At 41.5% G+C, this 25,476-nt stretch carries 25 protein-coding genes; 21 read left to right on the top strand and 4 right to left on the bottom strand.

The window, feature by feature from the left end; genetic code table 11:
* The first annotated feature begins 125 nt into the window (after positions 1-125).
* Complete coding sequence (locus tag THEIN_RS07050; RefSeq protein ID WP_041434575.1) at positions 126-1,439, top strand: M48 family metallopeptidase; 1,314 nt, start codon at positions 126-128, stop codon at positions 1,437-1,439.
* A 236-nt stretch (positions 1,440-1,675) separates the two neighbouring features.
* Here the strand turns inward: THEIN_RS07050 and fusA are convergent, their stop codons facing one another.
* Positions 1,676-3,724, bottom strand: a complete 2,049-nt coding sequence (gene fusA / locus THEIN_RS07055) for an elongation factor G (RefSeq protein ID WP_013907996.1) — start codon at positions 3,722-3,724, stop codon at positions 1,676-1,678.
* Between the two features lie 59 nt (positions 3,725-3,783).
* On the opposite strand from fusA, the gene plsY reads away from it, so the two are divergent.
* Complete coding sequence (gene plsY, locus THEIN_RS07060; RefSeq protein ID WP_013907997.1) at positions 3,784-4,383, top strand: glycerol-3-phosphate 1-O-acyltransferase PlsY; 600 nt, start codon at positions 3,784-3,786, stop codon at positions 4,381-4,383.
* A 14-nt stretch (positions 4,384-4,397) separates the two neighbouring features.
* Here plsY and THEIN_RS07065 read toward each other — a convergent pair whose 3' ends face one another.
* Positions 4,398-5,249 carry a transposase gene (locus THEIN_RS07065; protein WP_013907998.1) on the bottom strand — a complete coding sequence of 284 codons (852 nt, stop codon included), beginning with the start codon at positions 5,247-5,249 and terminating at the stop codon, positions 4,398-4,400.
* Between the two features lie 163 nt (positions 5,250-5,412).
* Between THEIN_RS07065 and THEIN_RS07070 the strand changes: the two genes are divergently transcribed.
* From THEIN_RS07070 to THEIN_RS07080, 3 genes are all read left to right on the top strand, one after another.
* Positions 5,413-5,850: an RrF2 family transcriptional regulator gene (locus THEIN_RS07070; RefSeq protein WP_013907999.1), complete on the top strand. Its 438-nt coding sequence runs from the start codon at positions 5,413-5,415 to the stop codon at positions 5,848-5,850.
* Positions 5,843-6,499 carry a nitrite/sulfite reductase domain-containing protein gene (locus THEIN_RS07075; protein ID WP_013908000.1) on the top strand — a complete coding sequence of 219 codons (657 nt, stop codon included), beginning with the start codon at positions 5,843-5,845 and terminating at the stop codon, positions 6,497-6,499. The genes THEIN_RS07070 and THEIN_RS07075 overlap by 8 nt, the downstream gene beginning before the upstream one ends.
* Before the next feature lie 121 nt (positions 6,500-6,620).
* Positions 6,621-7,730, top strand: coding sequence for an alanine-zipper protein (locus THEIN_RS07080; protein WP_013908001.1), 1,110 nt, complete (start codon positions 6,621-6,623; stop codon positions 7,728-7,730).
* 80 nt (positions 7,731-7,810) lie between these two features.
* On the opposite strand, the gene THEIN_RS07085 is transcribed toward THEIN_RS07080, so the two are convergent.
* The gene (locus tag THEIN_RS07085) at positions 7,811-8,509 is read right to left on the bottom strand and encodes a DUF429 domain-containing protein (RefSeq protein ID WP_013908002.1); all 699 of its coding nucleotides are present in this window, start codon (positions 8,507-8,509) and stop codon (positions 7,811-7,813) included.
* 73 nt (positions 8,510-8,582) lie between these two features.
* Between THEIN_RS07085 and THEIN_RS07090 the strand changes: the two genes are divergently transcribed.
* Positions 8,583-9,503 (top strand): ThiF family adenylyltransferase, encoded by a 921-nt coding sequence (locus tag THEIN_RS07090; protein ID WP_013908003.1) that lies wholly within the window; start codon positions 8,583-8,585, stop codon positions 9,501-9,503.
* Between the two features lie 5 nt (positions 9,504-9,508).
* Here the strand turns inward: THEIN_RS07090 and THEIN_RS07095 are convergent, their stop codons facing one another.
* Positions 9,509-10,249, bottom strand: a complete 741-nt coding sequence (locus tag THEIN_RS07095) for a UPF0280 family protein (RefSeq protein WP_013908004.1) — start codon at positions 10,247-10,249, stop codon at positions 9,509-9,511.
* 38 nt (positions 10,250-10,287) lie between these two features.
* On the opposite strand from THEIN_RS07095, the gene kdsA reads away from it, so the two are divergent.
* From kdsA to THEIN_RS07170, 15 genes are all read left to right on the top strand, one after another.
* Positions 10,288-11,130, top strand: coding sequence for a 3-deoxy-8-phosphooctulonate synthase (gene kdsA / locus THEIN_RS07100; RefSeq protein ID WP_013908005.1), 843 nt, complete (start codon positions 10,288-10,290; stop codon positions 11,128-11,130).
* Positions 11,111-11,668 carry a KdsC family phosphatase gene (locus THEIN_RS07105; RefSeq protein WP_013908006.1) on the top strand — a complete coding sequence of 186 codons (558 nt, stop codon included), beginning with the start codon at positions 11,111-11,113 and terminating at the stop codon, positions 11,666-11,668. Before kdsA ends, THEIN_RS07105 begins: the two co-directional genes overlap by 20 nt.
* Positions 11,669-11,694: 26 nt before the next feature.
* Entirely contained in the window at positions 11,695-12,210 is a 516-nt protein-coding gene (gene lptC / locus THEIN_RS07110; protein WP_169311161.1) for an LPS export ABC transporter periplasmic protein LptC, read from the top strand.
* Positions 12,203-12,661 (top strand): lipopolysaccharide transport periplasmic protein LptA, encoded by a 459-nt coding sequence (lptA, locus tag THEIN_RS07115; protein ID WP_013908008.1) that lies wholly within the window; start codon positions 12,203-12,205, stop codon positions 12,659-12,661. Before lptC ends, lptA begins: the two co-directional genes overlap by 8 nt.
* A gap of 4 nt (positions 12,662-12,665) precedes the next feature.
* Positions 12,666-13,394 (top strand): LPS export ABC transporter ATP-binding protein, encoded by a 729-nt coding sequence (gene lptB, locus THEIN_RS07120; RefSeq protein WP_013908009.1) that lies wholly within the window; start codon positions 12,666-12,668, stop codon positions 13,392-13,394.
* A 4-nt stretch (positions 13,395-13,398) separates the two neighbouring features.
* Positions 13,399-14,841 carry an RNA polymerase factor sigma-54 gene (rpoN, locus tag THEIN_RS07125; protein ID WP_013908010.1) on the top strand — a complete coding sequence of 481 codons (1,443 nt, stop codon included), beginning with the start codon at positions 13,399-13,401 and terminating at the stop codon, positions 14,839-14,841.
* A 9-nt stretch (positions 14,842-14,850) separates the two neighbouring features.
* Positions 14,851-15,381, top strand: a complete 531-nt coding sequence (gene hpf / locus THEIN_RS07130; protein WP_013908011.1) for a ribosome hibernation-promoting factor, HPF/YfiA family — start codon at positions 14,851-14,853, stop codon at positions 15,379-15,381.
* Between the two features lie 42 nt (positions 15,382-15,423).
* Positions 15,424-15,882, top strand: a complete 459-nt coding sequence (locus tag THEIN_RS07135; protein ID WP_013908012.1) for a PTS sugar transporter subunit IIA — start codon at positions 15,424-15,426, stop codon at positions 15,880-15,882.
* Positions 15,866-16,756, top strand: a complete 891-nt coding sequence (gene rapZ / locus THEIN_RS07140; RefSeq protein ID WP_013908013.1) for an RNase adapter RapZ — start codon at positions 15,866-15,868, stop codon at positions 16,754-16,756. Before THEIN_RS07135 ends, rapZ begins: the two co-directional genes overlap by 17 nt.
* Before the next feature lies 1 nt (position 16,757).
* Positions 16,758-17,150 (top strand): PTS sugar transporter subunit IIA, encoded by a 393-nt coding sequence (locus THEIN_RS07145; protein WP_013908014.1) that lies wholly within the window; start codon positions 16,758-16,760, stop codon positions 17,148-17,150.
* Complete coding sequence (gene rimI / locus THEIN_RS07150) at positions 17,151-17,606, top strand: ribosomal protein S18-alanine N-acetyltransferase (RefSeq protein WP_013908015.1); 456 nt, start codon at positions 17,151-17,153, stop codon at positions 17,604-17,606. It begins immediately after the preceding gene.
* A 68-nt stretch (positions 17,607-17,674) separates the two neighbouring features.
* The gene (gene gap / locus THEIN_RS07155; protein ID WP_013908016.1) at positions 17,675-18,679 is read left to right on the top strand and encodes a type I glyceraldehyde-3-phosphate dehydrogenase; all 1,005 of its coding nucleotides are present in this window, start codon (positions 17,675-17,677) and stop codon (positions 18,677-18,679) included.
* Positions 18,680-18,718: 39 nt separating this feature from the next.
* Positions 18,719-22,945: a PEP/pyruvate-binding domain-containing protein gene (locus tag THEIN_RS07160; protein ID WP_013908017.1), complete on the top strand. Its 4,227-nt coding sequence runs from the start codon at positions 18,719-18,721 to the stop codon at positions 22,943-22,945.
* A 105-nt stretch (positions 22,946-23,050) separates the two neighbouring features.
* The gene (locus tag THEIN_RS07165; RefSeq protein ID WP_013908018.1) at positions 23,051-24,286 is read left to right on the top strand and encodes a type I glyceraldehyde-3-phosphate dehydrogenase; all 1,236 of its coding nucleotides are present in this window, start codon (positions 23,051-23,053) and stop codon (positions 24,284-24,286) included.
* An 11-nt stretch (positions 24,287-24,297) separates the two neighbouring features.
* A complete protein-coding gene (locus THEIN_RS07170; protein ID WP_013908019.1) occupies positions 24,298-25,476 on the top strand; it encodes a phosphoglycerate kinase in 1,179 nt (392 codons plus the stop codon).

Below are 25,476 nucleotides of genomic sequence, written 5' to 3' on the forward strand. Positions count from 1 at the left end.
TGGTTATTGGGCTTATGACTTGACCTGACAATTTCTAAAAACTTTCTTATATTATCTTTATGCGATACTTAGTAACCCTTGTTTTACTATTCACTTTATTCTTGCCCAGACCAAGTTTCTCTCTGATGAGCCCAGAGGATGAGGCCAAGCTTGGCCAAAAAGTCCTTGAAATGCTTCAGAAAAAAGATTCTCTGGTGGAAGACCCTGAAGTTATAAATTATGTGGCTCAGGTGGGGCGAAGAATTATTGCTCACATAGGTCCGCATTATTTTCCCTTTCGTTTTTACGTAATCAAAGACCCAAGTCTTAACGCTTTTGCCTTGCCAGGTGGTTATATCTTTGTAAATACCGGGCTTCTTGAAGAAATAGATCGTGAAGATGAATTGGCCGGAGTTCTGGCTCACGAATTAGCTCATGTCCAAGCCAGGCACCTGGCCAAACGTATGCAAAAGCTGAATAGGCTTAGTTTGGCTACGGCTGCGGTAACCATTGTTGGGCTTTTGCTCGGTGGTGGTCAGGCAGGGCAGGCTATAGCCATAACCTCTTCGGCTTTAGCTACCACCAAGGCGTTGGCTTATAGCCGAGCTGATGAGGAAGAAGCCGATCGCCTGGGTTTTGAATATCTTACCGCGGCTGGTTATGATCCAAAAGGATTTATAGAAGTTTTTAATAAAATTTTGAGACATCGCTGGCTTTTGTCAGAGAATACCCCTAGCTATTTATTGACTCATCCAGGTACCGCTGAACGTATCACTTATCTTGAGAGCATGATTGAGTATTATAAACCAAAAGTTACTTACAAACCTGATCCCTTTAAACTACGTAGAATACAGGTTCGAGTAAAAGTACTAACGCATGATGCCGGCGATTTAGTTCTCAGATACCAGGAAGAACTTCGTAAAACTCCTGATGACCCAATGCTTCACTATGGTTTAGCCCTTTCTATGGCTAAGCTCAGACGCTATGACGAAGCTGTTACCGAAATGCTTAAAGTAATTCGTCTGCTTCCTAAAGAAGATGATTTTAAACTTGACTTGGCAGAAATTTATTTTGAGGCTGCCCAGTATGATAAAGCTTTAGATATACTTAGTCCTTATATAAAACGTTATCCATATAAAGAAATGGCAGAGTTTCTATTGGCTAGGTGTTATCAGGAGACCAAACAATATCAAAAAGCCTTAAATATTTTTAAGGAACTAGAAAAAAAATTTAACGAATATCCTGAATTTCACTATTATTTCGGTCAACTCTATTCATCTTTGGGAAAGTCGGGGCTTGCTCATTATCAATTCGCCCAATACTTTAGGCTTAAAGGAGACCAAAAAGTAGCTCTTTATCATTTACGCCAGGCTTATAAAAAGCTACCACCTGAAAGCCCCTTACGATCTAAAATAGCGGCTAAATTGGCGGCTACTAAAGAAACGAATAACGGAAAGTAAATGGCGGATAGATCTTTGCAAAATTCAAAAAAACATAGATAGATCGCCACGGCGCCATCAGCGCCTCGCGATGGGGATTGCTTCGGCTGCTGGCCGCAGCCTCGCAATGACTCTTTTAAGATGTCACTGCGAGCCCGCAAGGGCGAAGCAGTCTCTAAATTAAAACATTTTGCAAAGGGCTTTTAAAATAGGTTATATTTTCATAGTGCTTGGCGTTTCGCGATAGGGATTGTCGGTTAAGTCTTTAGTGCTTCTTTTTGATCAAAACGTGAGAATTTCATAGTGAAACTGGCTCTTCCCTGGGTGGCTGAACGCAAAGCCGTGGAATATCCGAAAAGTTCGGCCAAAGGGACTTCGGCTTTGACTATCTGCACCGGGTCTTTTGTTTCTATGTTAATTACATGCCCCTGACGCTGGTTCAAATCACTTATAACTTCGCCGAGGTGTTCAGAAGGCACCGTGACTTCCACTTCCATTACAGGCTCAAGAAGAACGGGATGGGCTTCTTTTAAAGCCCGCATAAGGGCTTTAAACACGGCGGCTCTGGCAGCCATTTCGTTAAAACTGCCACCAGGGAAATTTACATCTAGCATTAGGACCTCTACGTCTATGACCGGATATGCCAGAGGACCACTGGCTGAAAGGGTGTCTTCAATAGTTTTAAGAAGCAGCTTGAGTTGTTCTTCGCTAAGTTTATCTTGAGGGACCAAGGAGCCGATAAGATTGCCTTCCCCTCGTTTACGTGGCCTGACGATAAGGCTTACTTCTGCGCTGAGACGCTCATCGCCTATTGGTTCATCAAAGTGCTCTTTTACTTCTATTTCCTGGGCAATGGTCTCACGGTAAATAACTTGAGGCCGGCCTACCTTTAATTCCAGGCCAAAATCTCGTTTTAGACGCTCAAGGATTACTTCTAAATGGAGCTCACCCATACCGGAAATTATGCGCTGGCCGGTGTCTTCATTAATTTTTACCCTAAAGGTAGGGTCTTCTTGGGCTATTTTGGCAAGGGCCTCTTCTACTTTTTCCTCTTCCGCTCGGGTTTTAGGCTCCACAGCTATGGAAATAACCGGTTCATAAGCCCCGATAGGCTCAAATACTATGGGGTGTTCAGGGTCACACAGAGTATCGCCGGTAACCGTGTGTTTAAGGCCCATGGCTGCTACGATATCTCCAGCGCCGGCCCTGTCCAGCCGAGTTCTTTTGGCAGCGTGCATCAGAAATAGCCTGGCCACTTTTTCCTTCTTGTTTTGTGTGGCGTTAAGAACGGTTTTCCCTACCTCAAGGATGCCAGAGTAAAGGCGTAGATAGACCATTTTTCGGCCTTCAAACATCTGCACTTTAAAGGCTAGGGCTGAGAAGGGAGCAGCTTCATCTGGAGCTCTGACTTCTTCTTTGCCGGTAAAAGGGTTAATGCCCTTAACCGGTGGGATATCTAATGGTGAAGGAAGATAATCTACAATAGCGTCAAGCAAAGGTTGAATTCCTTTATTTTTAAGCGCTGAGCCGGCAAATATAGGCACTATTTCCCGAGAAAGAACTCCCTGGCGAATCAGTCTTTTTATTTCTTGTAAGGACAAAGGCTCATCGGCGAGATACTTTTCCATAAGCTTTTCGTCAAACTCAACCACGGTTTCTATAAGTTCTTCTTTTAAGCGAGACACTTCTTCACGCTTGTCTTCAGGGACAGGCAAAAGGTCATATTTTTCTCCGAGACTCTCTTCGTCCCAAATAATAAGTTTCTGAGAAAGTATATCTATCACGCCTTTAAAATATTCTCCTTCACCGTAAGGAAGCGTAAGAATTACCGGTTTCACCCTAAATTTTTCTCTTATTTGGCGAACAACTTTCCAGAAATTGGCTCCTATGCGGTCCATCTTATTGATAAAGGCGATCTTTGGCACTTTAAAACGTTCGGCCTGGTGCCATACTGTCTCTGACTGGGGCTCAACCCCACCTACAGCACAGAAAACCCCCACGGCGCCGTCTAGTACTCTAAGGCTCCGTTCCACCTCAATGGTAAAATCAACATGGCCTGGTGTATCTATGAGATGGATTTCGTGGTCGCGCCAATAACAAGTGGTGCAGGCCGCGGTAATAGTGATGCCGCGTTCCTGTTCTTCGGGGAGATAATCCATGGTGGCCTGGCCTTCGTGAACCTCGCCTATTTTATAGATTCGTCCCGTGTAATAAAGGATTCGCTCAGTAAGAGTTGTTTTACCCGCGTCTATGTGGGCAATAATGCCTATGTTTCTAATTTTTTTAATTCTTGCTTCTCCAGCCATCTTTGGCATATTACCTTTTTCAGAAAATATTTGCCAAGAACTTTTAGCCGAGGGATAGCATGGAAAAAGTTTACTCAATATTTATTTTAGCTTATTTGTTAGGGTCAATACCTACCGCGTTGTTGGTGGCCAAGCCTTTTGGTATTGACCCACGAAAGCATGGCAGTAAGAACTTAGGAGCCACTAACGTAGCCAGGCTATTGGGTAAAAAGTGGGGGCTTTTGACCTTAATTGGGGACATGGGCAAAGGGATAGTGCCCATGTTGTTAGCGCTTTATCTTTTCAAAGATTATCCTCAAAAAGACTTCTTAGTGGCGGGCACAGGTTTTTGTGCCTTCTTAGGGCATCTTTTTCCAGTTTACTTAAAGTTCCGCGGAGGAAAGGGCGTGGCTACGGCAGCCGGTGTCTTTTTAGTGCTTTGTCCCGCTGCGTTAGCTGTGGCCTTAACGGTTTTTGTGCTAGCGGTTAAATTTACGGGTTACGTATCCGTAGGTTCTCTTTTAGCTTCAGCCCTGGTTCCTTTACTCATACCCTTTCTTTGTCATAAAGAAGTCTATTTTTATACTGCTTTGGTTATGGCAGCCTTGATCTGGTTCAAACACCGGGAAAATATTCGTCGGCTCATACGGGGTGAAGAGAAAAGCTGGAAGAAGAATTAAAAAGCTTTAGATCTTTAGAATGATAGGAATGGCTTGTCTGGAATAACTTTTTCTCGTTTTCTTGCAAAGAATCTTTTTAGTTCTCTTCCGGCCTCGTCTATAAATCTTTTTGAACCAATGATAAGACTTTCCGAGAAATAGCGTGTTCTATAGGTAAATTCTTTGACCTTGGTGAATGTTTTTGGTTCACTAAGGCCACTTTTTCCGTAAACAAACTCTCGGTAGAGCTTGAATCTTTCCCGCTCAGACTTGTTGGCATAAGAGGGGAGGCCGATATTTAACGAAAGAAAACTTGTTTCGCCTGTCCCTAATCTTGCTCGATATCCTAGCGAACACCAACGATAGTCCTCTGGTTTTTCTACGATTCCCGCTCGTACCGGATTAAGCTCTATGTAAGCTAGGCAATTTAGCAAAGCCTCACCAGTCTCAATGATTACGGACTTAAAGCGATCAGCCCAAAAATAGCCTTTGCGGTCAACGCGTTTGTTGTACCATCGTGAGAAGCGCTGCTTGATATCCTGGACATAGCGAGAAAGGCTGGAGAGCCTTGCTCGCCATTTCTTGATCATATCTTCGTAGATGAAGACTTTGCGTTTCTCCTGGTAGTAGAGCTTGATACGGCGGGCGACTTCTTCGTCGGAGAACTGGTTTTCAGGGAGCATGCGGCAGAGGAGATGGAAATGATTACCCATGATGGCAAAGCCATAGACTTCTACGAAATAGACCTGCGAGAGCCAGTTAATGAGCTGGAGTAGGTGTTCTTTTTCTTCAGAGCCAAGGACATCATGGCCGGGTAAGGCTGTACGAGAGATGACATGATAAGCGGCCTTAGGGTTGTTGGTAAGCAAACGAGGAATTCTTGGCATGGTTATACCTCCTAAAAAATTTTCGCCAAAAAATTTTCGCCTGTCCCTTTTATCGGAACATTTTCTTCTGAGCTTGAAATTTTTCGCCTGTCCCCAAATTTACTCTTGACGGAAATAACCAATTCGGGTATTTAAATATTTAAACTGTTTAAAGGAGTTGAATATGGCTGGGCCAATTTTAAGAATTTCTGATGCTTTAGCTTTAGGATTACACGCTATGGCTTATTTGTCTTTAGAGCCTAAAAAGGCCAAAAGAGTAAAAGAGATAGCCATTAAGTTGAAGGCGTCTGAAGCTCATTTGTCAAAGGTTTTACAGGCTTTAGCTAGAGCCGGGTTACTTAAAGCCACAAGAGGGCCTAAAGGTGGCTATATGTTGAATAAAAAGCCTGAAGAGATTTCCCTCCTGGATATTTATGAAGTCATAAGTGGCCCTTTGGAAGATCAGCGCTGTCTTTTCAAGAAACCTTTATGCGATGGGAAAAACTGTATCTTGGGAGATTTGTTATCTTCAGTAAATCAGCTTGTAAAAGAACATTTTTCAAAAACCACTTTGATAGCTGCACAAAAAATAAATTTTTTGGAGGAGGAAAAAGATGCTTAAAGATGGTGAAAAAGGAGCAATACTTCAGCGAGACAAAGAAACTTACGCTATCGCCCCGCATGTACCTTTAGGAGTTGTTACACCGGAATTTTTGCGGAAAGTGGCCAACATTGCGGAAAAGTATGGTGTCAAAGCTATGAAGCTCACCAGTGCTTGTAGGATTGCTATGGTGGGTTTTAAAGAAGAAGATATTGATCGGGTATGGGAAGAATTAGGAGTTGAGCCGGGAGCAGCGGTGGGGGCTTGTGTCCGTAGTATAAAAGTTTGTCCCGGGACTACTTTTTGTCGTTTAGGGCAACAAGATTCTTTAAGTTTGGGAGCCGAACTAGATAAACGTTATCACGGATATCAGCTTCCTGCCAAATTTAAAATTGGAGTAGCAGGCTGCATTAATGATTGTGCTGAAGTCTGTATTAAAGACCTGGGTTTTATCGGAAAACCTAAAGGCTGGACGGTAAAAGTTGGCGGGTGTGGCGGAGCTAAACCCAGACTCGCTCAGACTTTAACAGAAAATATATCCAGTGAAGAAGCGCTGGCTATAGCCGATAAGATAATTAAGTTTTATGAAGCCCATGCCAAAAAGACAGACAGATTAGGACGTCTTATTGACCGGATAGGCTTCGAAGAATTTAAAAAGGAAATTTTTTAACACCCCCCTCCTTATAAAAGGTCCTTTTAAAAAGGGCCTTTTTTTATTCATAAAATTTTTAACTTTTCGGCTGATCTTTTCGATTATAAGATTAAAGTTCAATTAATATTGAGGGGTGCCTATGCGATACAAACATTTAATTTTAATGATTAGTTTGGTGTTTTTGTGTGTTAGTTGTGGAGGCTATAGTGTCAAACAAACTTTAGCTCCCGCTCATCCACCTCAAGGAGCTTCTAATTTGCCCAAGGTAGCGGTTTTACCTTTTGCCGATTACAGCTCTTCATCTGTTTGGGAGGCGTGGCGCAAGAATATTTTTATCAGGGAGGCCCTTGAAGATGAATTTCTTAAGGCCGGCCTAGCTACAGTGCCAATGGAGCAAGTTAATCAATATCTTTTGAGCCAGGGAGTTATTAAGCCTGTTAAAACTTATTATTCCAATGTTGATTCTTCCCTGATTACTATGCTCAAGGGCGATTGGTCTCCTGAAATGAAGGCTGAAATTTGGCAGGCCATCGAGCGTAATCAAAGGATATCAAAGGTAAAGAAAGAAGAAACTCGTCCCCTTGATACCCAGATGATTATGGATATCGGCAAGACCTTTGGAGCTCGTTACGTAGTTAGAGGTAGAATCCTTGATTTTAACTCGGAGCGTTATCGTTCTCTTAATCCAATTAAAAGTGGCCTTTTACCCTTCGTGGTAAACCTGGGTTCTCGTACAGTTTTTGGAGTAGCTGATTCAGAAACATATGAGGCCATTAACTTTGCCGCTACTGGAGCCATAGCCGGTGGATTGATAGATGCTTCCTGGGGTGGGGCTGGAATTGGAGCGGCCGCAGGCCTTGCTACTCTTAAAACCGGAAAAACCAATCAGGCCAAAGTACAGTTAAGAATTTACATACAGGATACTTCCACAGGAGAAGTAATCTGGACTGGACGTACCGAAGTAGAAGTCACCCCTGAAAGTATATTTGCCAACAAATCTTCTGATGATTTGTTTAAAAAAGCTATTGATGAAGCCGTTCACTTTTTAGTAGCTGATTTTTCAAAAGCCCTGGCTCAAGGGGAACTAATCGCGCCAACCAGAGAAGAAATTTCACCTATAGTCGAAGAGGCTAAGGCCGCAGCCCAAGAAGCTAGAGCCGCGGCAGCAGAGGCCCAAGAGGCAGCCCAAAAGGCCCAAAAACAGGCTATAAAAACCGAAAGAATATTCGAAAAAACTCTTACTAAATAAAACAGAGGGGTCTCTCCGAGACCCTTCTCTATTTTCCTTTGCTGGTCCGATTTTTGTTCGGGCCAGGGGTGATATAAATTTTAAAACCAGATTTGCATTTTAAGGCCAAAACTGTCCTCTTCTATCTTTTGAGGGATGGCCTGAGCCTCTCCAACATAGATTTTTTTAGCGGCTAGAAGGCAGGCATAGGCATCGAGCAAATCTTTACGAAATAAAACTTTTATTTTAGCCAAATTTTGGTCTAATTTTTTGAATAATCTGCTATTTTGTAAAATATTATGGCGAAAAGCAAGCCCATCTGCCGTATGTTTAGAAGGAAGGGGCCTTTTAGCCAAGCTTTTGAAAACTAGTTCAGGATGGGTTTCGTAAATGTTTTTAGGCTTTTTAATCCTTAAATACTCGTCAAGTTCTCTTACTTTGGGAAGTAAATAGAAACTTTGTAGTGAAAGTTTAATCCCTTGCTTCCTCAATTCTTTGTAGGTTTTAGCTTTAAATGCCAGGCGAGGAGGAGGGCTGAAAATACTAGCTCGCCTGGACCCTAAAAGTTTGCGAGCTATTTTGTCACAAGTTCGACCACCAGAAACATAGTTTTCCGAAAGTCCAATAGGCATGTCAAAGGCATAAATACGGGCTGATAGATCAAAAATTTCTTTTACAGTGGCCAAAATAAAAATTTCTTCACTTAAGAAATCTTTTTTATCTAGACAAAAAGTTCCTTTTACTACCAACCATCCGTTGCGACAGCCATCAATGCCTGCCAAAATGATTTTGTTTTCCATAAGGCATTTATTACATCGTGTTTTTTACCGATATAAACATAAAATCGATATAAAAGTGAAAAGGGGTGTTTTCATGTGGCATCTGATTCAGAAGAGCCTTTTAGGCCGTAAGCTAGAAAAATACAATATTAGAAGTGAAGCATCTTTTTTTGAAGAAGTTTTTAAGCCCCAGAGGGGTTTGTTCTCTGAAGAGGACCAAAAAAAGTTGAGACAAGCTACGGTGGCTATCGCTGGTTTAGGTGGTGTAGGTGGTACCCATCTTGTATCCCTTATTCGTACCGGGGTAGGGCGTTTTAAACTAGCTGAATTTGACGTCTTTGAGCCTCGAAATATCAGTCGCCAATATGGAGCAAGGGTAGACACTTTAGGACGCCCCAAAGGCGAAGTGATGCTTGAAGAGGCCTTTCGCCTAAATCCTTTTCTTCAAATTGAATACTACAAAGAAGGTATTACCCCTGAAAACATAGATGCTTTTTTAGATGGAGTTGATGTGGTGCTAGATGGGGTGGAATTTTTCGCTGTAGAGGCCAGAAAACTTCTCTATGATACTGCTAGAGCCAAAAAAATTCCTTTGATTACCGCTGGCCCTTTAGGTTTTAGTGCCTCTTTGTTGATTTTTGATCCAGAAAAAAGCCCATCCTTTGATGAATATTTTGCCATAAAGCCAGATATGTCACCTGTGGAAAAAGCTATACTTTTTGCCTTGGGGTTGGCTCCTAAGCCAATTTTTTTGAGATATATCGATTTTAAAAGTTTAAATCTCAAAGCTGGCCAAGGCCCAGCCTCAGTAATTGCCTGTTACTTATGTAGTGCTTTAGCCGCTATGGAAGCTGTGAGAATAATTTTAGGCCGTCCGGGTCTAAAGCCAGTTCCTCATTATCTTCAGATAGATCTTTATCTTAGGAAGCTCTATGAAGGTTATCTAAAAAAAGGCAATAGGAGTGCTACCCAAAGGCTCAAATTCTTTTTTCTTAAAAAGAAACTCGGGCTTTAAATATTTTAGACATTTATGGATACGAATTCTATAGCTTTTCCTTGAGCGAAAAGCTTATCATTGAGGATACAAACCACACCTAATGCCTGGGGAAGACTTTTTAGAGCTTTTTTGAGTTTTTTGAAGTCTTTAGGGGTATTAACCATATTTCCGAGGGCTGTAGCACAGGCGTCAGCTAAAGCTGTATCTTTAGCTATTACACAAAGGGCATCGGCTTTACCCAGGCTTAGACTGTGGCCTACTGTGCCTGAAGAGGTACAAACTCCGCAAGGCATAAGGTCTTTTTTTATGCGTAATCCTAATTTACCTGAAAGGGGAGAGTTCCCGGCCCAGATAGCTACGGTGGCATTATTTTTTAAAGCCAGATAGATATCACCACCATTTTCAACTACCACTTCGCTGGTGAAGCCTAAATTTATGAGTTTTTCTCCAACTTCCTGGGCAACAGCACCAGCTACCGCCGCCATAGGCCCTACGCCTGCTATTTTGCCGGCTTTTAGCATTTTTTGAATGATAGAGGGCGCCTCTGGATCAAAAGGCAAGGGCTTTAGGCTTTTTAAAAATTGTGGGTTTTTGATTATGTAATTTTCAAGCTCTTGGCGAATAGTATAAAGTATTTCCAGGGTTTTTTGGGAAAGGTCTTTTTCAGCAAGTATTAAAAGATCAGATTCCTTTAAAACCACGCGAAAAGGTATAAGCCTTTGGGCACCAATGTAAGTACGATAATCTCTTATTTCAAAATTCATATGACATTAGAATAGAAGTAAGCTAAAATACAAAAACAATGCCAAAGATTAATATCGTAAAAATAGCAGATTTCCAAGTGGGAGGGGCAACGCCTCTTCTAATTGCTGGTCCGTGTGTGCTTGAAGATTTAGACATAGCCCTTGAGTGTGCTCGTTTTATGAAAGAGGTCGCCCAAAAAGCTGGTTTTAATTATATTTTCAAGGCTTCTTTTGATAAGGCCAACCGCACTTCTCTCTCTTCTTATCGTGGTCCAGGGCTTGAAAAGGGTCTGGCTATGTTAGAGCAAGTCAAAAAGGAAGTAGGTGTGCCGGTTATCTCTGATATCCATGAGCCCTGGCAGGCAGAACCTGCGGCTGAAGTGTTAGATATTATTCAGATTCCGGCTTTTCTTTGTCGTCAAACGGACTTAATATTAGCTGCTGCTCGCACTGGCCAGCCTGTAAACATAAAAAAAGGCCAGTTCGTTTCTCCCTGGGATATGTATTACGCCGTTGAAAAAGCCCGCGGAGCTGGGGCCCAGGGAATCATTCTTACTGAGAGGGGTTATACCTTTGGCTATCGTAATCTCGTGGTAGATATGCGAGCTTTTCCTATTATGCGTAATTTTGGTGTTCCGGTGGTTTTCGATGCCACCCATAGCGTTCAGCTTCCAGGTGGTGCTGGTGGGGCTTCTGGAGGTGAACGAGAGTTTGTTGCTCCGCTTGCGAGAGCGGCTGTTGCCGTGGGAGTTGACGGCATTTTTATGGAGGTTCATCCTGAGCCGAAAAAGGCCCTCTGTGATGGGCCTAATTCTTTACCCCTCGAGGAGGCCAAAGGGCTCCTTATGATCCTTAAAGAGATATACGAGGTGATACGGAAAAATGATATCCTTTCCCCCTGAAGTACTGGAAAAAGCTGCTAAGATTAAGCTTTTACTCCTTGATGTGGATGGTATCCTCACTGACGCTCGAATCATAATTGACGAGTCAGGTCGTGAAATAAAACATTTCTGTGTACGCGATGGCATGGGAATAAAGCTTTTGCAAATAGCGGGTCTAGAAGTTGGTCTTCTTTCAAGTCGCATCTCGCAGCCTGTTTCTCATCGAGCCCAGGAGCTGGGGATAGATATGATCTTTCAAGGAGAAAAAGACAAGCTTTCCCTTTATGAAAAAATTAAAGAGGAAAAATCCTTGTCAGATCAAAATATTGCCTTCATGGGGGATGATTGGGTAGATATTCCGGTTCTGGCGAAGGTAGGGCTTGCCGTTACTGTACCTGAGGCCTGGCCACCAGTTAAGGATTACGCCCATTATGTTACGCAAAATTCAGGTGGGCATGGAGCAGTGCGTGAAGTTTGTGATCTCCTGCTCAAGTCCCAGGGGAAATGGGAGGAAGTATTAAGGTGTTTCGCTCCTTCTGCGCCTGTGTGTTCTTTTTAATATTTCTGGCTGCTTGCACTCAGCAGGTGAAAAGAACTCCAAATAATGCCTTGCTTGAATCTCAGAGAGGCCAAAAAGTTCATAAACCCGAAGAGATAAAACGAATTCCTGAGGGGCTGAGAAAGGAGCCAACGGTAGAGATTAAAAAGCTTTATTACGTGATTTATGAACAAGAAAAACTGAAATGGAAGATATGGGCCGAACAAGCCAAAATGTATAATGGAGAAAGAATAAAACTTTTTAAACTAAAGATTTGTGCGAATCCTAAGGAAGGTTTTTGTATTACCGCTGAAAAGGGAGATTACGATTCCAAGGCGGGAAAATTTGTTTTTAGCGATAACGTCCACCTTACGACTAAAAATAAAGGGGAGCTTTTTACCTCTTACTTGGAATATTTAACCGAAGAAGATATTTTGACTACCTCTGCTCAAGTCAGGATAATAAAAAAAGGTTTGGTTATAAAAGGAAAAGGGCTTTTATATGACTTAAAAGCCGGTCACATGAAAGTACTTAAACAGACCAAGGTGAAGATAGATGCTTAAAAAATGGTTTTTATTGCTAATTTTTATCCTTTTATGGGGATCTCTGGCCTTAGCCAAAGAGCCTGTATCCATAAAAGCTGACCACATGGAAGTTCTTGAAAAAGAAAATAAAGTAATATTTACCGGTCACGTAGTAGCTCAAAAAAAGGATTTCACCATCTATGCAGATAAACTCGTAGTTTTTTATCATCTTGTTAACGGAAAAAGAGAGGTAAAAAAGATCGAGGCCACAGGAAAAGTAAAAATAAAACGGGGTGAGCTTATAGCTAGTGCCCAAAAAGCCACTTATTTTCGCGACAAAGACATTTTAGTTTTAGAAGGTTCCCCTGAGGTGTGGCAGGGCGATAATACAGTTAGGGGTTCTCGTATAGTAATTTATCTGTCTGAAGATCGCTATGTTGCGGAGTCTGCTCCTTCAGAAAGGGCTGAAGCTATTCTTTTTGTGGATTAAGCCTATGGCCAAGACATTAAAAGCAAAAAATTTATGCAAGCGTTTTGGGAAACGCGAAGTAGTAAAGGGAGTTTCCTTAGAAGTGTCCACTCAGCAAGTGGTTGGACTCCTTGGTCCCAACGGAGCAGGGAAAACCACCACCTTTTATATGGTTTGTGGTCTCTTGCCTGTGGATGACGGCAAAGTTTTTTTAGATCAAAAAGAAATTACCCAGTTGCCTATACATCAGCGGGCCTGGGAGGGGATAGTTTATCTTCCCCAGGAACCTTCGGTTTTTAGACGCTTGACAGTGGCGGAAAACATTCTTCTAGTTTTAGAGATTTTAAAAATTCCTCGAAAAGAAAGAAAAAAAAGGCTTGATGATCTGCTAGAAAGCTTTGGCCTAACTTCCTTAAAAGATCAAAAGGCCTATGCTTTATCAGGTGGAGAAAGGAGACGGGTAGAAATCATGAGGGCGCTGGCGAGGGAGCCAGAATTTTTGCTTTTAGATGAGCCCTTTGCTGGTATAGATCCCATTGCTGTGGCGGATTTAAAAGAAATTATTAAAAATCTTAAACAAAGAGGTTTAGGAATACTTATTTCTGATCATAATGTCAGAGAAACCTTGCTAGTTTGTGATTTTGCCTATATTGTAGCTGACGGCCAAGTCATTGCTTCAGGGAAACCCGAAGAAATAGCAGAAAATCCCTTAGCGCGTGAGTTGTACTTGGGCAAAGATTTTAGGTTAAACTAAAAATATGGCGTTAGAACTTAGACAACAAGTAAAACTAACTCAACAATTAATATTGACTCCACAATTGCAGCAGGCCATAAAGCTGCTGCAATTGAACCGCCTTGAACTCGAACAGGTCATTCGTCAGGAAATAGAACAAAATCCCGTTTTAGAACAAGTAGAACTGGAAACAAAAACTATATCCCTAGAAGACATTTCCTCTGAAGTAAAAGTTGATGGTGAGGTAACCTTAGCCTCGGAAAGCCCCCTTGGAGCAGAAGCAGTCAAGGAGTTTGACTGGGAAGCTTATTTCCAAGATACAGGTAGCTCTTATCCCAGTTTTGCCTTTGAAGAAAAAGAAGCCCAGGACTATGAAAGGCGGCTTTCTAAGCCAGAAAATCTGGTTTCTCACCTGCTTTGGCAGCTCTATCTTTCAGACTTTACCGAAAAAGAACGAGAAATCGGAGAATATATTATCGGTAACCTAGATGAAAGAGGCTATCTTTCTCTAGAGATCTCCGAGATAGCGGGTGATTTAGGTGTTTCTCAAGAAGCTGTTCTTAGCGTCTTAAAGAAGATTCAATTTTTTGATCCCGTAGGTGTAGCTTCCCGAGATTTAAGAGAATGCCTTTTGGTTCAATTAGAACATCTTGGTCTTACAGGTACTCTTGCAGAAAAAATAGTCAGAGATCACCTTAAACTCCTTGAAAATAATAATTTATCTCAGCTGGCCAAAATTTTAGGTGTGACTGTTGATGATGTAGAAGCAGCGATAGAGATAATTCGTAATCTTGAACCACGTCCAGCGCGGAACTATGCCGATACCGAACCGCAGTACATAGAACCTGACGTAGAAGTATTCAAAGAGGGTGATGAGTGGATTGTGCGGCTGGTTGACGAAGATTACAGCCGTTTAAAAATAAGTCCTTATTATCGTAAACTTCTTCAAGATCCTACTACTCCTTTAGAGGTTAAGCAGTATATTCAAAAGAAGCTCAAAGCTGCTACCTGGTTTATCAAAAGCATAGAACAGCGCAATAGAACTCTGCTCAAGGTTTCAGAAAGTATTATGCGCTTTCAGCGGGATTTTTTAGAAAAGGGTGTGGTAGGCCTAAAACCATTAACTTTAAAAGAAGTGGCCCTCGATGTGGATCTGCATGAGTCCACTGTCAGCCGGGTGACTACTGGTAAGTATATTGATACTCCTCACGGGCTTTTTGAGCTTAAATACTTTTTTTCCTCTGGTTATAAAAGCGCCTCTGGAGAGGAAGTAGCTTCTGAGACAGTAAAACAATATATAAGAGAAATTATTGCCCAGGAGGATCCTAAAAGACCTTACAGTGATCAGAAAATTTCAGATATTTTAAGGCAGAAGTACGACATAAAGATTGCTAGGCGAACAGTGGCCAAGTATCGCGATCAGATGGGTATACTTCCTGCCAGCAGGCGTAAAAACAAAATAAAGTAAGGAGGCTTTATGCAAATTAACATTACTTTTAGGCATCTCGATTCTTCTCCAGGTTTGAAAGAATACGTCAATAAACGTATCTCCAAATTGGCTAAATATTTTAACGGTCCTGTTGAGGCAAACGTTATTCTTAAGGCGGAGAAATTTCGCCAACAGGCAGAGGTAAGCATTGTAGGTGATGGCTTTAATATCAACGGCAAAGAAGAGACTGGAGATATGTATGAAGCCATAGACCTGGTAGTGGCCAAGCTTGAGACCCAGATTAAAAAACTTCGCGAAAAGAGAAAAGGCCGCAAGAAAGGAACTACTAAGGAATTTGAAGTAGCTTCTATAGTTGCTGAAGAAGCTTCTGAAGAAGGGCCTGAAATAGAAGTTGAAAGGGTTTTTGTAAAGCCTATGTCTGTAGAAGAGGCCCTTGAACAAATTAAAACCACCGGCAAAGATTTTTTGATTTTTAACAATTCTGAAACAGATTCGGTAAGTGTTCTTTATAAAAAAGGAGAAAATAGATATGTTCTGGTATTACCAGAGCTTTCGTAAGCAAGAAGGCCCCATAGGGGCCTTTAAAAACTAAAGGAAGCTATGAAAATTAGAGATTTATTGCTCGAAAATTGTTTTTTTACGGATGTCAATGTTAAGGATAAATGGCAATTTTTTAAAGAGATATCAGCGTGTATTGCTAAAGAAGTAGGGCTTTCGCCTGAAAAGATAGAAGAAGCGCTGGTAGAAAGAGAAAAACTGGGGACCACTGCTGTAGGTGGGGGGATTGCTATTCCTCATAGTCGGGTAGAAGGCCTAGAGAAAATAGTTATTGCCGCGGCTATTTCTAGAAAAGGTCTTGATTTTGAAGCATTAGATAAAAAGCCAGTCTATCTCATATTTGTAGTCCTTGCTCCTGAAAACGAATCTTCTCTTTACCTTAAGACCTTAGCTCAGCTTGCCCGAATACTTAAACAAGAACAAGTCAAAAAAAGGCTGCTTGAGGCCAAAGATATTCAGGAGTTTAAAAAGGTTCTCGCCGAAATTGACTACGAATATTAAAAGAAAAATTCAGACAGTTATCATTACCGGTCTTTCCGGGTCGGGTAAAAGTACGGCCTTGCGGGCTTTTGAAGATTTAGGTTTTTTCGGGGTTGATAACCTACCAGTAGAGCTTTTACCTGCTTTTTTAGAGATAAAAAGCAAACAAATTCAGAGTAACCTTAATCTGCGTTTTGCTTTAGTAATGGACGTAAGAGAAGAGGGGTTTGTTAGGAGCCATCGAGAGATATTCCAGCGGGTAAAGAAAGAAGGCTATCATCTGGAAATATTATTTTTAGAAGCCAGTGACGAAGTGCTTGTTTCGCGATTTTCACAAACAAGAAGGCCTCACCCTTTAGCTCCCAAGCTTCCTTTGCTGGAAGCCCTGAAGTTAGAGAGAGAAATTATGGCCGAAGTAAAAGAATTTGCTGATGTGGTTATCGATACATCAAATTTCAATGTTCACCAGTTAAGGAGAGAAATAAAAGAGCGTTTTGGCCCTCGCCATGATCTTTCTTCTCTTCTGGTGCATTTAATTTCCTTTGGGTTTAAATACGGTGTGCCCCCTGAGGCTCATTTACTTTTTGACGTGCGCTTTTTACCCAACCCATATTTTGAACCTTCTTTGAAACCTCTTTCGGGATTAGAACCCGCTGTTAGGGATTACGTTTTAAGACAAGAAGAGACAAAACAATTTTTGGCCCTATCAGAGCAATATCTTAAGTTTCTTATACCTCAATACGAACGTGAAGGAAAAACTTACTTGGTGGTAGCGATAGGTTGTACTGGAGGGCGTCATCGTTCGGTAGCTATTGCTCAAGAAATAGGCCTCATGGTAAAGGAATGGGGTTGGGAGACGATTATTTCTCATCGTGATTTGGAAAAGGAGGCCTGATATGACGGGAATTATTATTGCCGGTCATGGGAGATTACCAGAAGAACTGGTTACCATTGGCGCTTTTATCCTAGGTAAGATTGAAAATGTTGAGCCTATTTCTATAGATCCTTCTGAACCAGCTAGCAAAATACACGATGATCTGGCTAAACTTATTAAAAAAACAGACCAAGGCCAGGGGATTGTAATTCTTACCGATCTTTTTGGAGGAACCCCTTCAAATATAGCTCTCTCTTTTTTAAAGCCGGGGTATATCGAGGTGGTCTCTGGTGTTAACCTTCCTATGTTGATAAAGGCGGTACAAAATCAAGACAAAACACCTTCAGAGCTTGCCCAAATATTAGTAGAAGCTGGCCGCAAGGCAATTAACCAAGCTTCAGAAATTTTGTCTTAAGTGTCAGAAAACTTAAGTAAAATCAAAATACGGCCTGCTAGAACAAAAGATTTGCCTGCCATAACTGAAATAGAGAGGCTTTCTTTTCCTACGCCCTGGCCGCCTTCTCTTTTGCTAGCAGAGTTAAACAAAGATTATGCTTATTTTTGGATAGCTTTAGCAGATGAAAAAGTCATAGGTTATATTTGTTTTTGGATTATCAAAGATGAAGCCCATTTAGTTAATATAGCGGTACATCCCCATTCCCGCCGCAAAGGTATAGGGAGCAAGCTTCTTGAAGATTTTTTATTTTTTGCCAGGAGAAGGGGCGTTAAAAAGGTCTACCTTGAAGTAAGAGCAAGAAACAAAAGGGCCCAAAAATTTTACGAAAAATTTGGTTTTAAAAAAGATGGCCTAAGAAAAGCTTATTATCAGGATACCAAAGATGATGCCATTTTGATGAGCAAGAGGTTATAATAGTATGAGGGCCATTGTTTAATTTAGTTCTTTTTAAAATAGAAAAATAAAATTTCAAGGAGGTTTTTATGCCAGTAAAAGTGGGAATTAATGGTTTTGGGCGTATTGGTCGGGCTGTTTTTAGGGCCTTTCTCAAATATCCTGAGTTTAAAGATATAGAAATCGTAGGAGTTAATGATTTAACAGATACTAAGACTTTGGCCCATCTTTTAAAGTATGATTCTCTTTTTGGTACGCTTCCTAACGAAATCAAAGCTACAGATGACTCTATAATTGTAGATGGAAAAGAGATAAGAGTCTTTTCTGAGCCTGAGCCAGGAAAGATAGCCTGGGCAGAAGTAGGGGCTGAATACGTAATAGAGTCAACAGGTCGTTTTAGGGATGCTAACTTAGCCCGCGCCCATATTGAGGCTGGAGCCAAAAAAGTTATCATTTCAGCTCCGGCCAAGAATGAAGATTTTACCGTAGTTATGGGAGTGAATGAAGAAGACTACGACCCTCTAAAACAACATATAATTTCTAATGCCTCCTGTACCACCAATTGTCTGGCTCCAGTGGCTAAGGTTCTTCTTGACCGTTTTGGCATCAAGAGAGGACTGATTACCACTGTTCACGCTTATACCAACGATCAACGTATCTTGGATTTCCCCCACAAGGATTTGCGTCGGGCCAGGGCCGCGGCGGTAAACATGATTCCTACCAAAACAGGTGCTGCTGCAGCTGTGGGAAAGGTTATTCCAGAGCTGGTGGGTAAGTTTGACGGTTTGGCCGTAAGAGTTCCAACGCCTGATGTATCTTTGGTAGATCTTGTGGTTGAGCTTGAAACTGAAACCACGGTTAGTGAGGTGAATGAGCTCTTTAAGGCCTCTCAAAATCGTTTTCTAGCTTATACGGAAGAACCTCTGGTCTCGAATGATTTTTTGGGTAATCCTCATTCAGCCATTGTAGATGGCCTTTGTACTAAAGTGATTGAAGGACGTATGGTAAAAATTATGGCCTGGTATGATAACGAATGGGGATACTCTAATAGGCTTCTTGACTTGATTCTCTACATGGAATCTAAAAAGGTTTAATTCTCTTGGGGCCTGTAACTCGGGCCCCATGGAGGTCCCATGAAACAAGAATTTACTTCTCAAGCCCTTATTGCCAACCTTAAAGAAACAGCTGTCAAAGAATTCCCCATACCTGAAGAACATTGGGTACTTCTTGAAGCGGTTTCTGGCTATCAGGGGCTAGAGAAACAGGCTTTTGAGCTGATAAGAGAAATAAACCACCCTTTTAGAAATGTTCGTCTGGTAATAACCGACTTACGGGCTTTTATTCTAAAAAATTTTCGCGTATTGGCCTCAAAAGAAAAGGCTTCTGAAGCCTTAATGGTCTCGTGTGATATCCTTTTTCAAATCCTTGAAAGAGAGTCAACTGAAGAGATATTAAAGCAGGCAGCGGAAGCAATATTAGCTATACTTGATAAAATTGCTTCTATTCCAGCCAAAGACTTTAAAAATTTTTGGTCCGTATTTGAGTATTGTTTCAAATGTTTTAAAACTCTGCCTCCGGAAAAATTTGTCCACTTTCTTAGAAGCTATTTTTCTTTTAAGAAATTGGCCAAAAATGTTTTAAATAAAGGCCTTTCCCAGGAAGATTTAGGCATTCTTTCGGATTTTTTGGCCTATTTATTTCGTTTTACTTATGAATATTGGCTTAAAGAACCAGATCCCGCCAAGTGGCTGGCAGAGGAAGCTCTAGAAACTTTGGGAGACCTTACCAAAGAATATCTTTCTCTGGTTAAACCGGTTTCTCATGAGAGTTTAAAAAAATTTCTGGCCCGCCTTGATGAATTAGAAAGCACTGACCCTCAACAGAAGATAAAAGCCCTTCTGGAACTGCCCGATTATCTTGATATTATACGCTTTTACAAGGAATTGCCTTACAAAGTTGAAACCCTTTCTCGTTCTGCAGATCCTGATGACCCTTTTCACAATATAAAAATAATAGTCCTTTTCAGGATTGTTGAAACTCCTGGTACTTCTCCTATTCATGAAGAAGCACTGCGTTTGATAAATCGGGAACTGGTTCACATGATTAGGCGTGAGCCGGCTGAAAGCTTGGATGACTTTGTTATCCGTACCTTTTGTCTTCTCAGAAAAAATATCAGACAATATCCTTGGACGGCCCTTCAATGTATTAAAAGTATGGGGTTAGAAATTCTTGATAGAGGAGATCCTCGGCTTGCCGAACTTTTTTTAGAGGAAGTAGTAAAGTTTGGTTTTCAGCCGCCCGAAATAAAGGGGGTAGATGCAGAGTGGCACTTGATATGTAATCCGGCCCATCTGCTTAATATAAGGACCTGGCTTGATATCATTGTACATCACCCAAAGTGGTGTACTACTTTGCTTTCAGCCCTAATAATCAATTTGCAGCTGGCAGGCACCTGTATTCGGGATACAGACCTATTCCAAAAAGATGTTTCTAAGCTTCTTAACAGCGATATTGAGCCTATCTATAACCTAGTTAAACAGTTCTGCCGTATTCTTCCTGTGTATTACAATGAAATCGGAGCAGAGGGGATTCTTAGAGATGTTTCTACCGAGCTTGACGAAATACATCACCGCAAAGATAAGTTAATACATTTTCTGCGTAAACAAAGTCATGTGGAAAGTTCAAATCTCATAATTGATTTTATAGAAGCTATTATTTCTTTTTGGCTCACCAAAGACAAAACTCCTATAAAACCATTTGTCCCCCCCGAAGTTTATGAAAGTATCCCTGTGGAAGGGCCTTATATAGATCCCGTGCACCAAATAATTAAGGCTTTTTGGGAAAAGGCAGGAATTAAAAAAGTAAAAGAGCTACTTTCTTTAAATGATGAGAAAGTCCAGGAAATTTTAGACCAGATAGAAGGCCTTTCTTTCGAAAAACGGCGAGTCTTTTTGCTTTTCAAAATGTATCGTCTTGAAGTCCAGAAATATGGTTTTGATCTTTACGAACTTAAAACCTATCTCGAATATCTTAAAAATTGGGGGTTTGAGAGGATTGACGATCTTCTCGAAGCTTTAGAAAAAGGCAGCCGTGAGAAAAAACTTGAAGCCATTTTAGATTATCTGGAATATCTCCAGGGTATTATTCTTAGTCCTGAAAAATTTAAACCGAGAGAGGATATTTATTTTAAGCGTCATATTGCTGCCAATATTCCTTCCATGTATGGGCGCTACCATGAAAAGAAATTCGACGCTTTAGGACTTACTTTTAGACTTGAAGCCTTAGGTAATGCTCTTTTTGAAGACTTAGTAGCTGATCTTGAAATACCTTTTATTACCAGGTCAACGTTTTTCAAAATATTAAAAATTCTCAGGTATTTTAGACGAGCTCTCCATATAGAAGGAATAAGTTCTAAAAAATTCAATACTTACCTGGGGTTACTTGAGGCCTCTCTTGAGGTAAGACGTTTTACTTACACGCAATATTTAGATATTTTTCGGGGGCTCCTTGAAGGTGTTCGTGACATAACCAAAGTTTACTATATAAGTCCTCATCGAGAGAATTTGGCCATTATTTTGCGTCAGTTTGGTCGAAAACATCTTTTGCCCAAATACCTAACCGGCCATGAAAATCTATCTGATGAAGAACTGTTTCATCGAGTTTCGGAGAGATTTTTACGTGACTTGATAGCTCAATCATTTGCATTACAGGCCCTTGATAATTTTGTTTCTCGTCTTTATCGAACACTTCTTGAGCAGAGAGAAAAGCTTTCTCAAGAAGACTTAGACCTCTTGATGACCTATGATCCAGGAAGAGCCATTTGTTCCCTTCATAAACCCAATAGATTAACCCAAGACCTTATTCATCTAGGTAACAAGGGCTATAATCTCTTTTTGCTTTCTACTTTAGGACTATCTGTCCCGTCAGGATTTATAATTACTACCGAAGTTTTCCGCTGTTACCGGGTAATTAAGCGCTATAAGGCTACTTATGAAGACTTTTTAGAACAAATTCATCGTGCACTTTCACAGCTCGAACACCAGGTAGGGCGCAAGTTTGGAGACCCTAAGAATCCTTTATTAATTTCCGTTAGAAGCGGAGCTGCTATTTCTATGCCTGGTATGATGGCTACGGTTTTAAATGTGGGGAACAACATTTCTATCGTTGAGGGGCTTGCTCAAAAAACTGGCAATCTTTGGTTTGCCTGGGACACTTATAGACGTTTTTTACAGAGTTGGGCTATGGCCCACGGTCTTGAGCGAGAAACGTTCAACCGTCTTATGAGAGAACATAAGTCTTTGTATGGAGTTAAGAAAAAGCGCGAGTTCACTGGAGAACAAATGCGAGAACTCGCTTTAAAATATCGTCAAGTCATCAAAGATAAGGGGATTCCTATTGTAGAAGACCCTTGGGAGCAACTGCTTATTTCTATAGAATTGGTTTTTTCTTCCTGGAATGCTGAAAAAGCCAGGGCCTATCGTCATATTATGGGTATTTCTGACTATTGGGGCACAGCAGTTTGTATCCAGGCCATGACTTTTGGAAATATTTCTTTAAAAGCGGGTACTGGAGTAGCTTTTACGGCACCACCATTTGGTAAGCTTTCTCGCGTAGCTCTCTGGGGAGATTATACTCCTGGTAACCAAGGAGAAGATATAGTTTCTGGTTTGGTTACTACTTATCCCATTTCTATTGAACAAAAGAAGCGTGAAGGTCGAACCGGAGAACCTTCTCTTGAAGAAGCTTTTCCAGATATTTATCGAGCCCTTTTTGAGATCGCTCAGGACCTTATTTACGGCAAAAAATGGTCTCATCAAGAAATAGAATTTACCTTTGAAGGTCCTGAAGCCGACAAACTCTTCATCCTTCAGAGCAGAGACATGGTGACCAAAGAAGAGAGACCCCGTGTAAACGTCTTTGTAGTTACCGAAGACCTGAAAAAGGCTTTTGTTGGCAGAGGTATAGGGGTTTCTGGAGGGGCTCTTTCTGGACGCGTTGTTTTTACTCTGGAAGATATTCGGGAGTTTAGAGAGGAAAATCCCAGGACTCCTTTAATTTTATTGCGTTTTGATACTGTTCCAGATGACATAAAAGAAATAAGCGCGGCCGATGGTTTGCTTACTGCTAGAGGTGGGCAAACTTCTCATGCCGCTATTGTGGCTTCTCGCTTAGGAAAGACCTGCGTAGTAGGTTATGAAAACATGGTCATTTATGAAGACAGAGGTTACGCTCGTCTTGACGGCCATATAGTCAACAAGGGAGACTGGATAAGCATTGACGGTGTCACCGGACGTATTTATCTAGGGCGGCATAAAGTGCGTGAGGCCACCAGCTTCCCCGAAATGAGTGCTGTTTTTTAATTAGTCTTTTTTTCTTGCGATAACCTTTATTTTTGGGCTAAAACTAGAGCAACCAGCTATGATAAGGAGGAGGTAATGCGGATAGAAATTACCGAACCTTTACCGATGAAATTGGGCATAAATGGTTTAGGCCGTATTGGCAAGTTAACCTTATGGCATCATGTAGCTAGAAAATCTTTCAAGGAAATAGTGGTCAACCTGGGCCGCCAGGCCGGCACATCTTTACAGGACGTAGCTAATTATATTGAAAAAGATTCTACTTACGGTTGGCTACCGGTTTATCTACACGGATATCGCTCAGGTCGTGTGATAGAAAACCTTAACGAAGCCGAAGGCACTATGACTGTTGACGGTGTGCCGGTAAGGATTTTGCGAGAGCATCGCAATCCCGCTGATATTGGCTGGAAGAAATACGACGTGCGCCTGGTAATTGATTCAACCGGGCGTTTCCGAGATCCTACCACTGATCCTGAAGCCTCTGGCGGGGCCCTGAGGGGGCATCTGGCGGCAGGTGCTGAAAAGGTCATACTTTCTGCTCCTTTTAAAATAAAGGACAAAGAACTCGGTATGCCAGAAGATGCTGTAACAGTGGTTTATGGCATAAACGAAGGAGATTTTTTACCGGAAAAACATCAGGTTATTAGTGCCGCTTCTTGTACCACTACTTGTCTGGCCTACATGATAAAACCTTTACTAGATTATTTTGGGGCAGATAGAATCCTTTCTGCATCAATGGTTACAGTGCATGCGGCTACTTCTTCTCAAGCAGTTCTTGACCGGGTTCCCAAAGCCGGAGCAACAGATCTTCGCAAAATAAGAAGTATTTTCAACAATATTATTTTGACTACTACAGGAGCAGCTAAAGCCCTTTCTCTGGTTATCCCTGAAATGAAAAAGATCGGCTTTATTGCCGAAAGTGTAAGGGTACCAACCAGTACGGGTAGTTTGATTATCTTGGTTATAAACATTCAAGAAGAAAGTCTTGAAAATCGAGTTACCAGAAATGTAATTAACAAAATTTACGAAGAGGCCGCCAAAGGGCCTTATCATCCTTATTTGATGTTTACTATGGAACAGAATGTTTCGGCTGACATTATTGGCTACCCTAAAGCAGCAGCTATCATTGAAGGAGAAGAAACTCATACCAGAACCGGCCTGGTAAAAGTAGACTTAACCAAAGCATGCGGGCCAGATGGTCAAAAAATTGAGGGCCTAACATGTGCTCAGATAGAAATTCCTGTTACCCAGGCGGTTATCTACGGATGGTATGATAACGAACTGGGCTCCTATACATATATGCTGGGAGAATTGACCCTCCACATAGCCCAACAAATACTTTAGGAGGCCCTCCAATGAAAACCATAGAACAATTGTCTATTTCCGAAAAAAGAGTCTTTATAAGGGTCGATTATAACGTTCCTTTAGAGAATGGGCAGGTAGCTGATGATACTCGTTTAAGAGCCACTTTAGCTACTTTAAAATATGCCCTTTCTAAAAAGGCCAAAATTATTTTGGCCTCTCACCTGGGACGGCCCAAGGGCAAAAGGGTACTGGAACTTTCTCTGGCACCAGTGGCCAAAAAGCTTAGCGAGTTACTAGGCCAGGAGGTAAAGTTTGCCCCTGATTGTATTGGTGAAGAAGTAGAAAGAATGGTTTTTTCTCTAGCGCCAGGGGAGATCTTGTTGCTTGAAAATTTGCGGTTCTATGAGGGAGAAACAAAGAACGACCCTGAATTTGCCAAAGCCCTGGCCAAGCTTGCGGAAGTTTATGTTAACGATGCCTTTGCTGTTTGTCATCGAGCCCATGCTTCTGTGGTAGGTGTACCTTCTTATGTAAGTGAATGCGGAGCGGGTTTTTTACTGGCGCGAGAGATTAAATATCTTTCTGCTCTTCTTGAAAAGCCTAAAAAGCCAGTTGCTCTAGTAATCGGAGGGGCCAAAGTTTCTACCAAGGTCGGGGTTTTAATGAATCTTTTGCCCAGGTTGGACAAATTGATTGTAGGCGGGGCTATGGCCAATACTTTTTTGGTGGCTGATGGGCATACAGTTGGAACTTCTTTTTATGAAGAAGAATTTGTAGAAGAAGCCAAAAAGATTCTCACTACTGCTCAGGAGCAGGGGGTAAAGGTTTATTTGCCTGTTGATCTAGTAGTAGCTGATGATAAAGAGGCTACTGAAGCGGAAAACGTGAGTATTTTTGAGGTGCCTGCGGATAAGGCTGCTTTTGACATAGGAAAAGAAACAAGAAAACTATTTGCCGAAGCCTTAGCTGGAGTAGCCACTATTGTATGGAATGGGCCACTTGGACTTTTTGAAAATGAGCTCTTTGCTAAAGGTACGATAAAAGTGGCCCGCAAGTCTGCGGCGCAAAACGCTATAACTATGGCTGGCGGTGGTGACACCTTAAGGGCCTTAAAAATGGCTGGCGTGGCCAGGGCTTTTTCTTATCTTTCTACAGGAGGAGGAGCCTTTTTAGAATTTTTAGAGGGCAAAAAGCTTCCAGGAATTGAAGTTCTCGAGAAAAAATCTTAG

The sequence above is a fragment of the Thermodesulfatator indicus DSM 15286 genome (genome assembly GCF_000217795.1).
GTDB lineage: Bacteria > Desulfobacterota > Thermodesulfobacteria > Thermodesulfobacteriales > Thermodesulfatatoraceae > Thermodesulfatator > Thermodesulfatator indicus.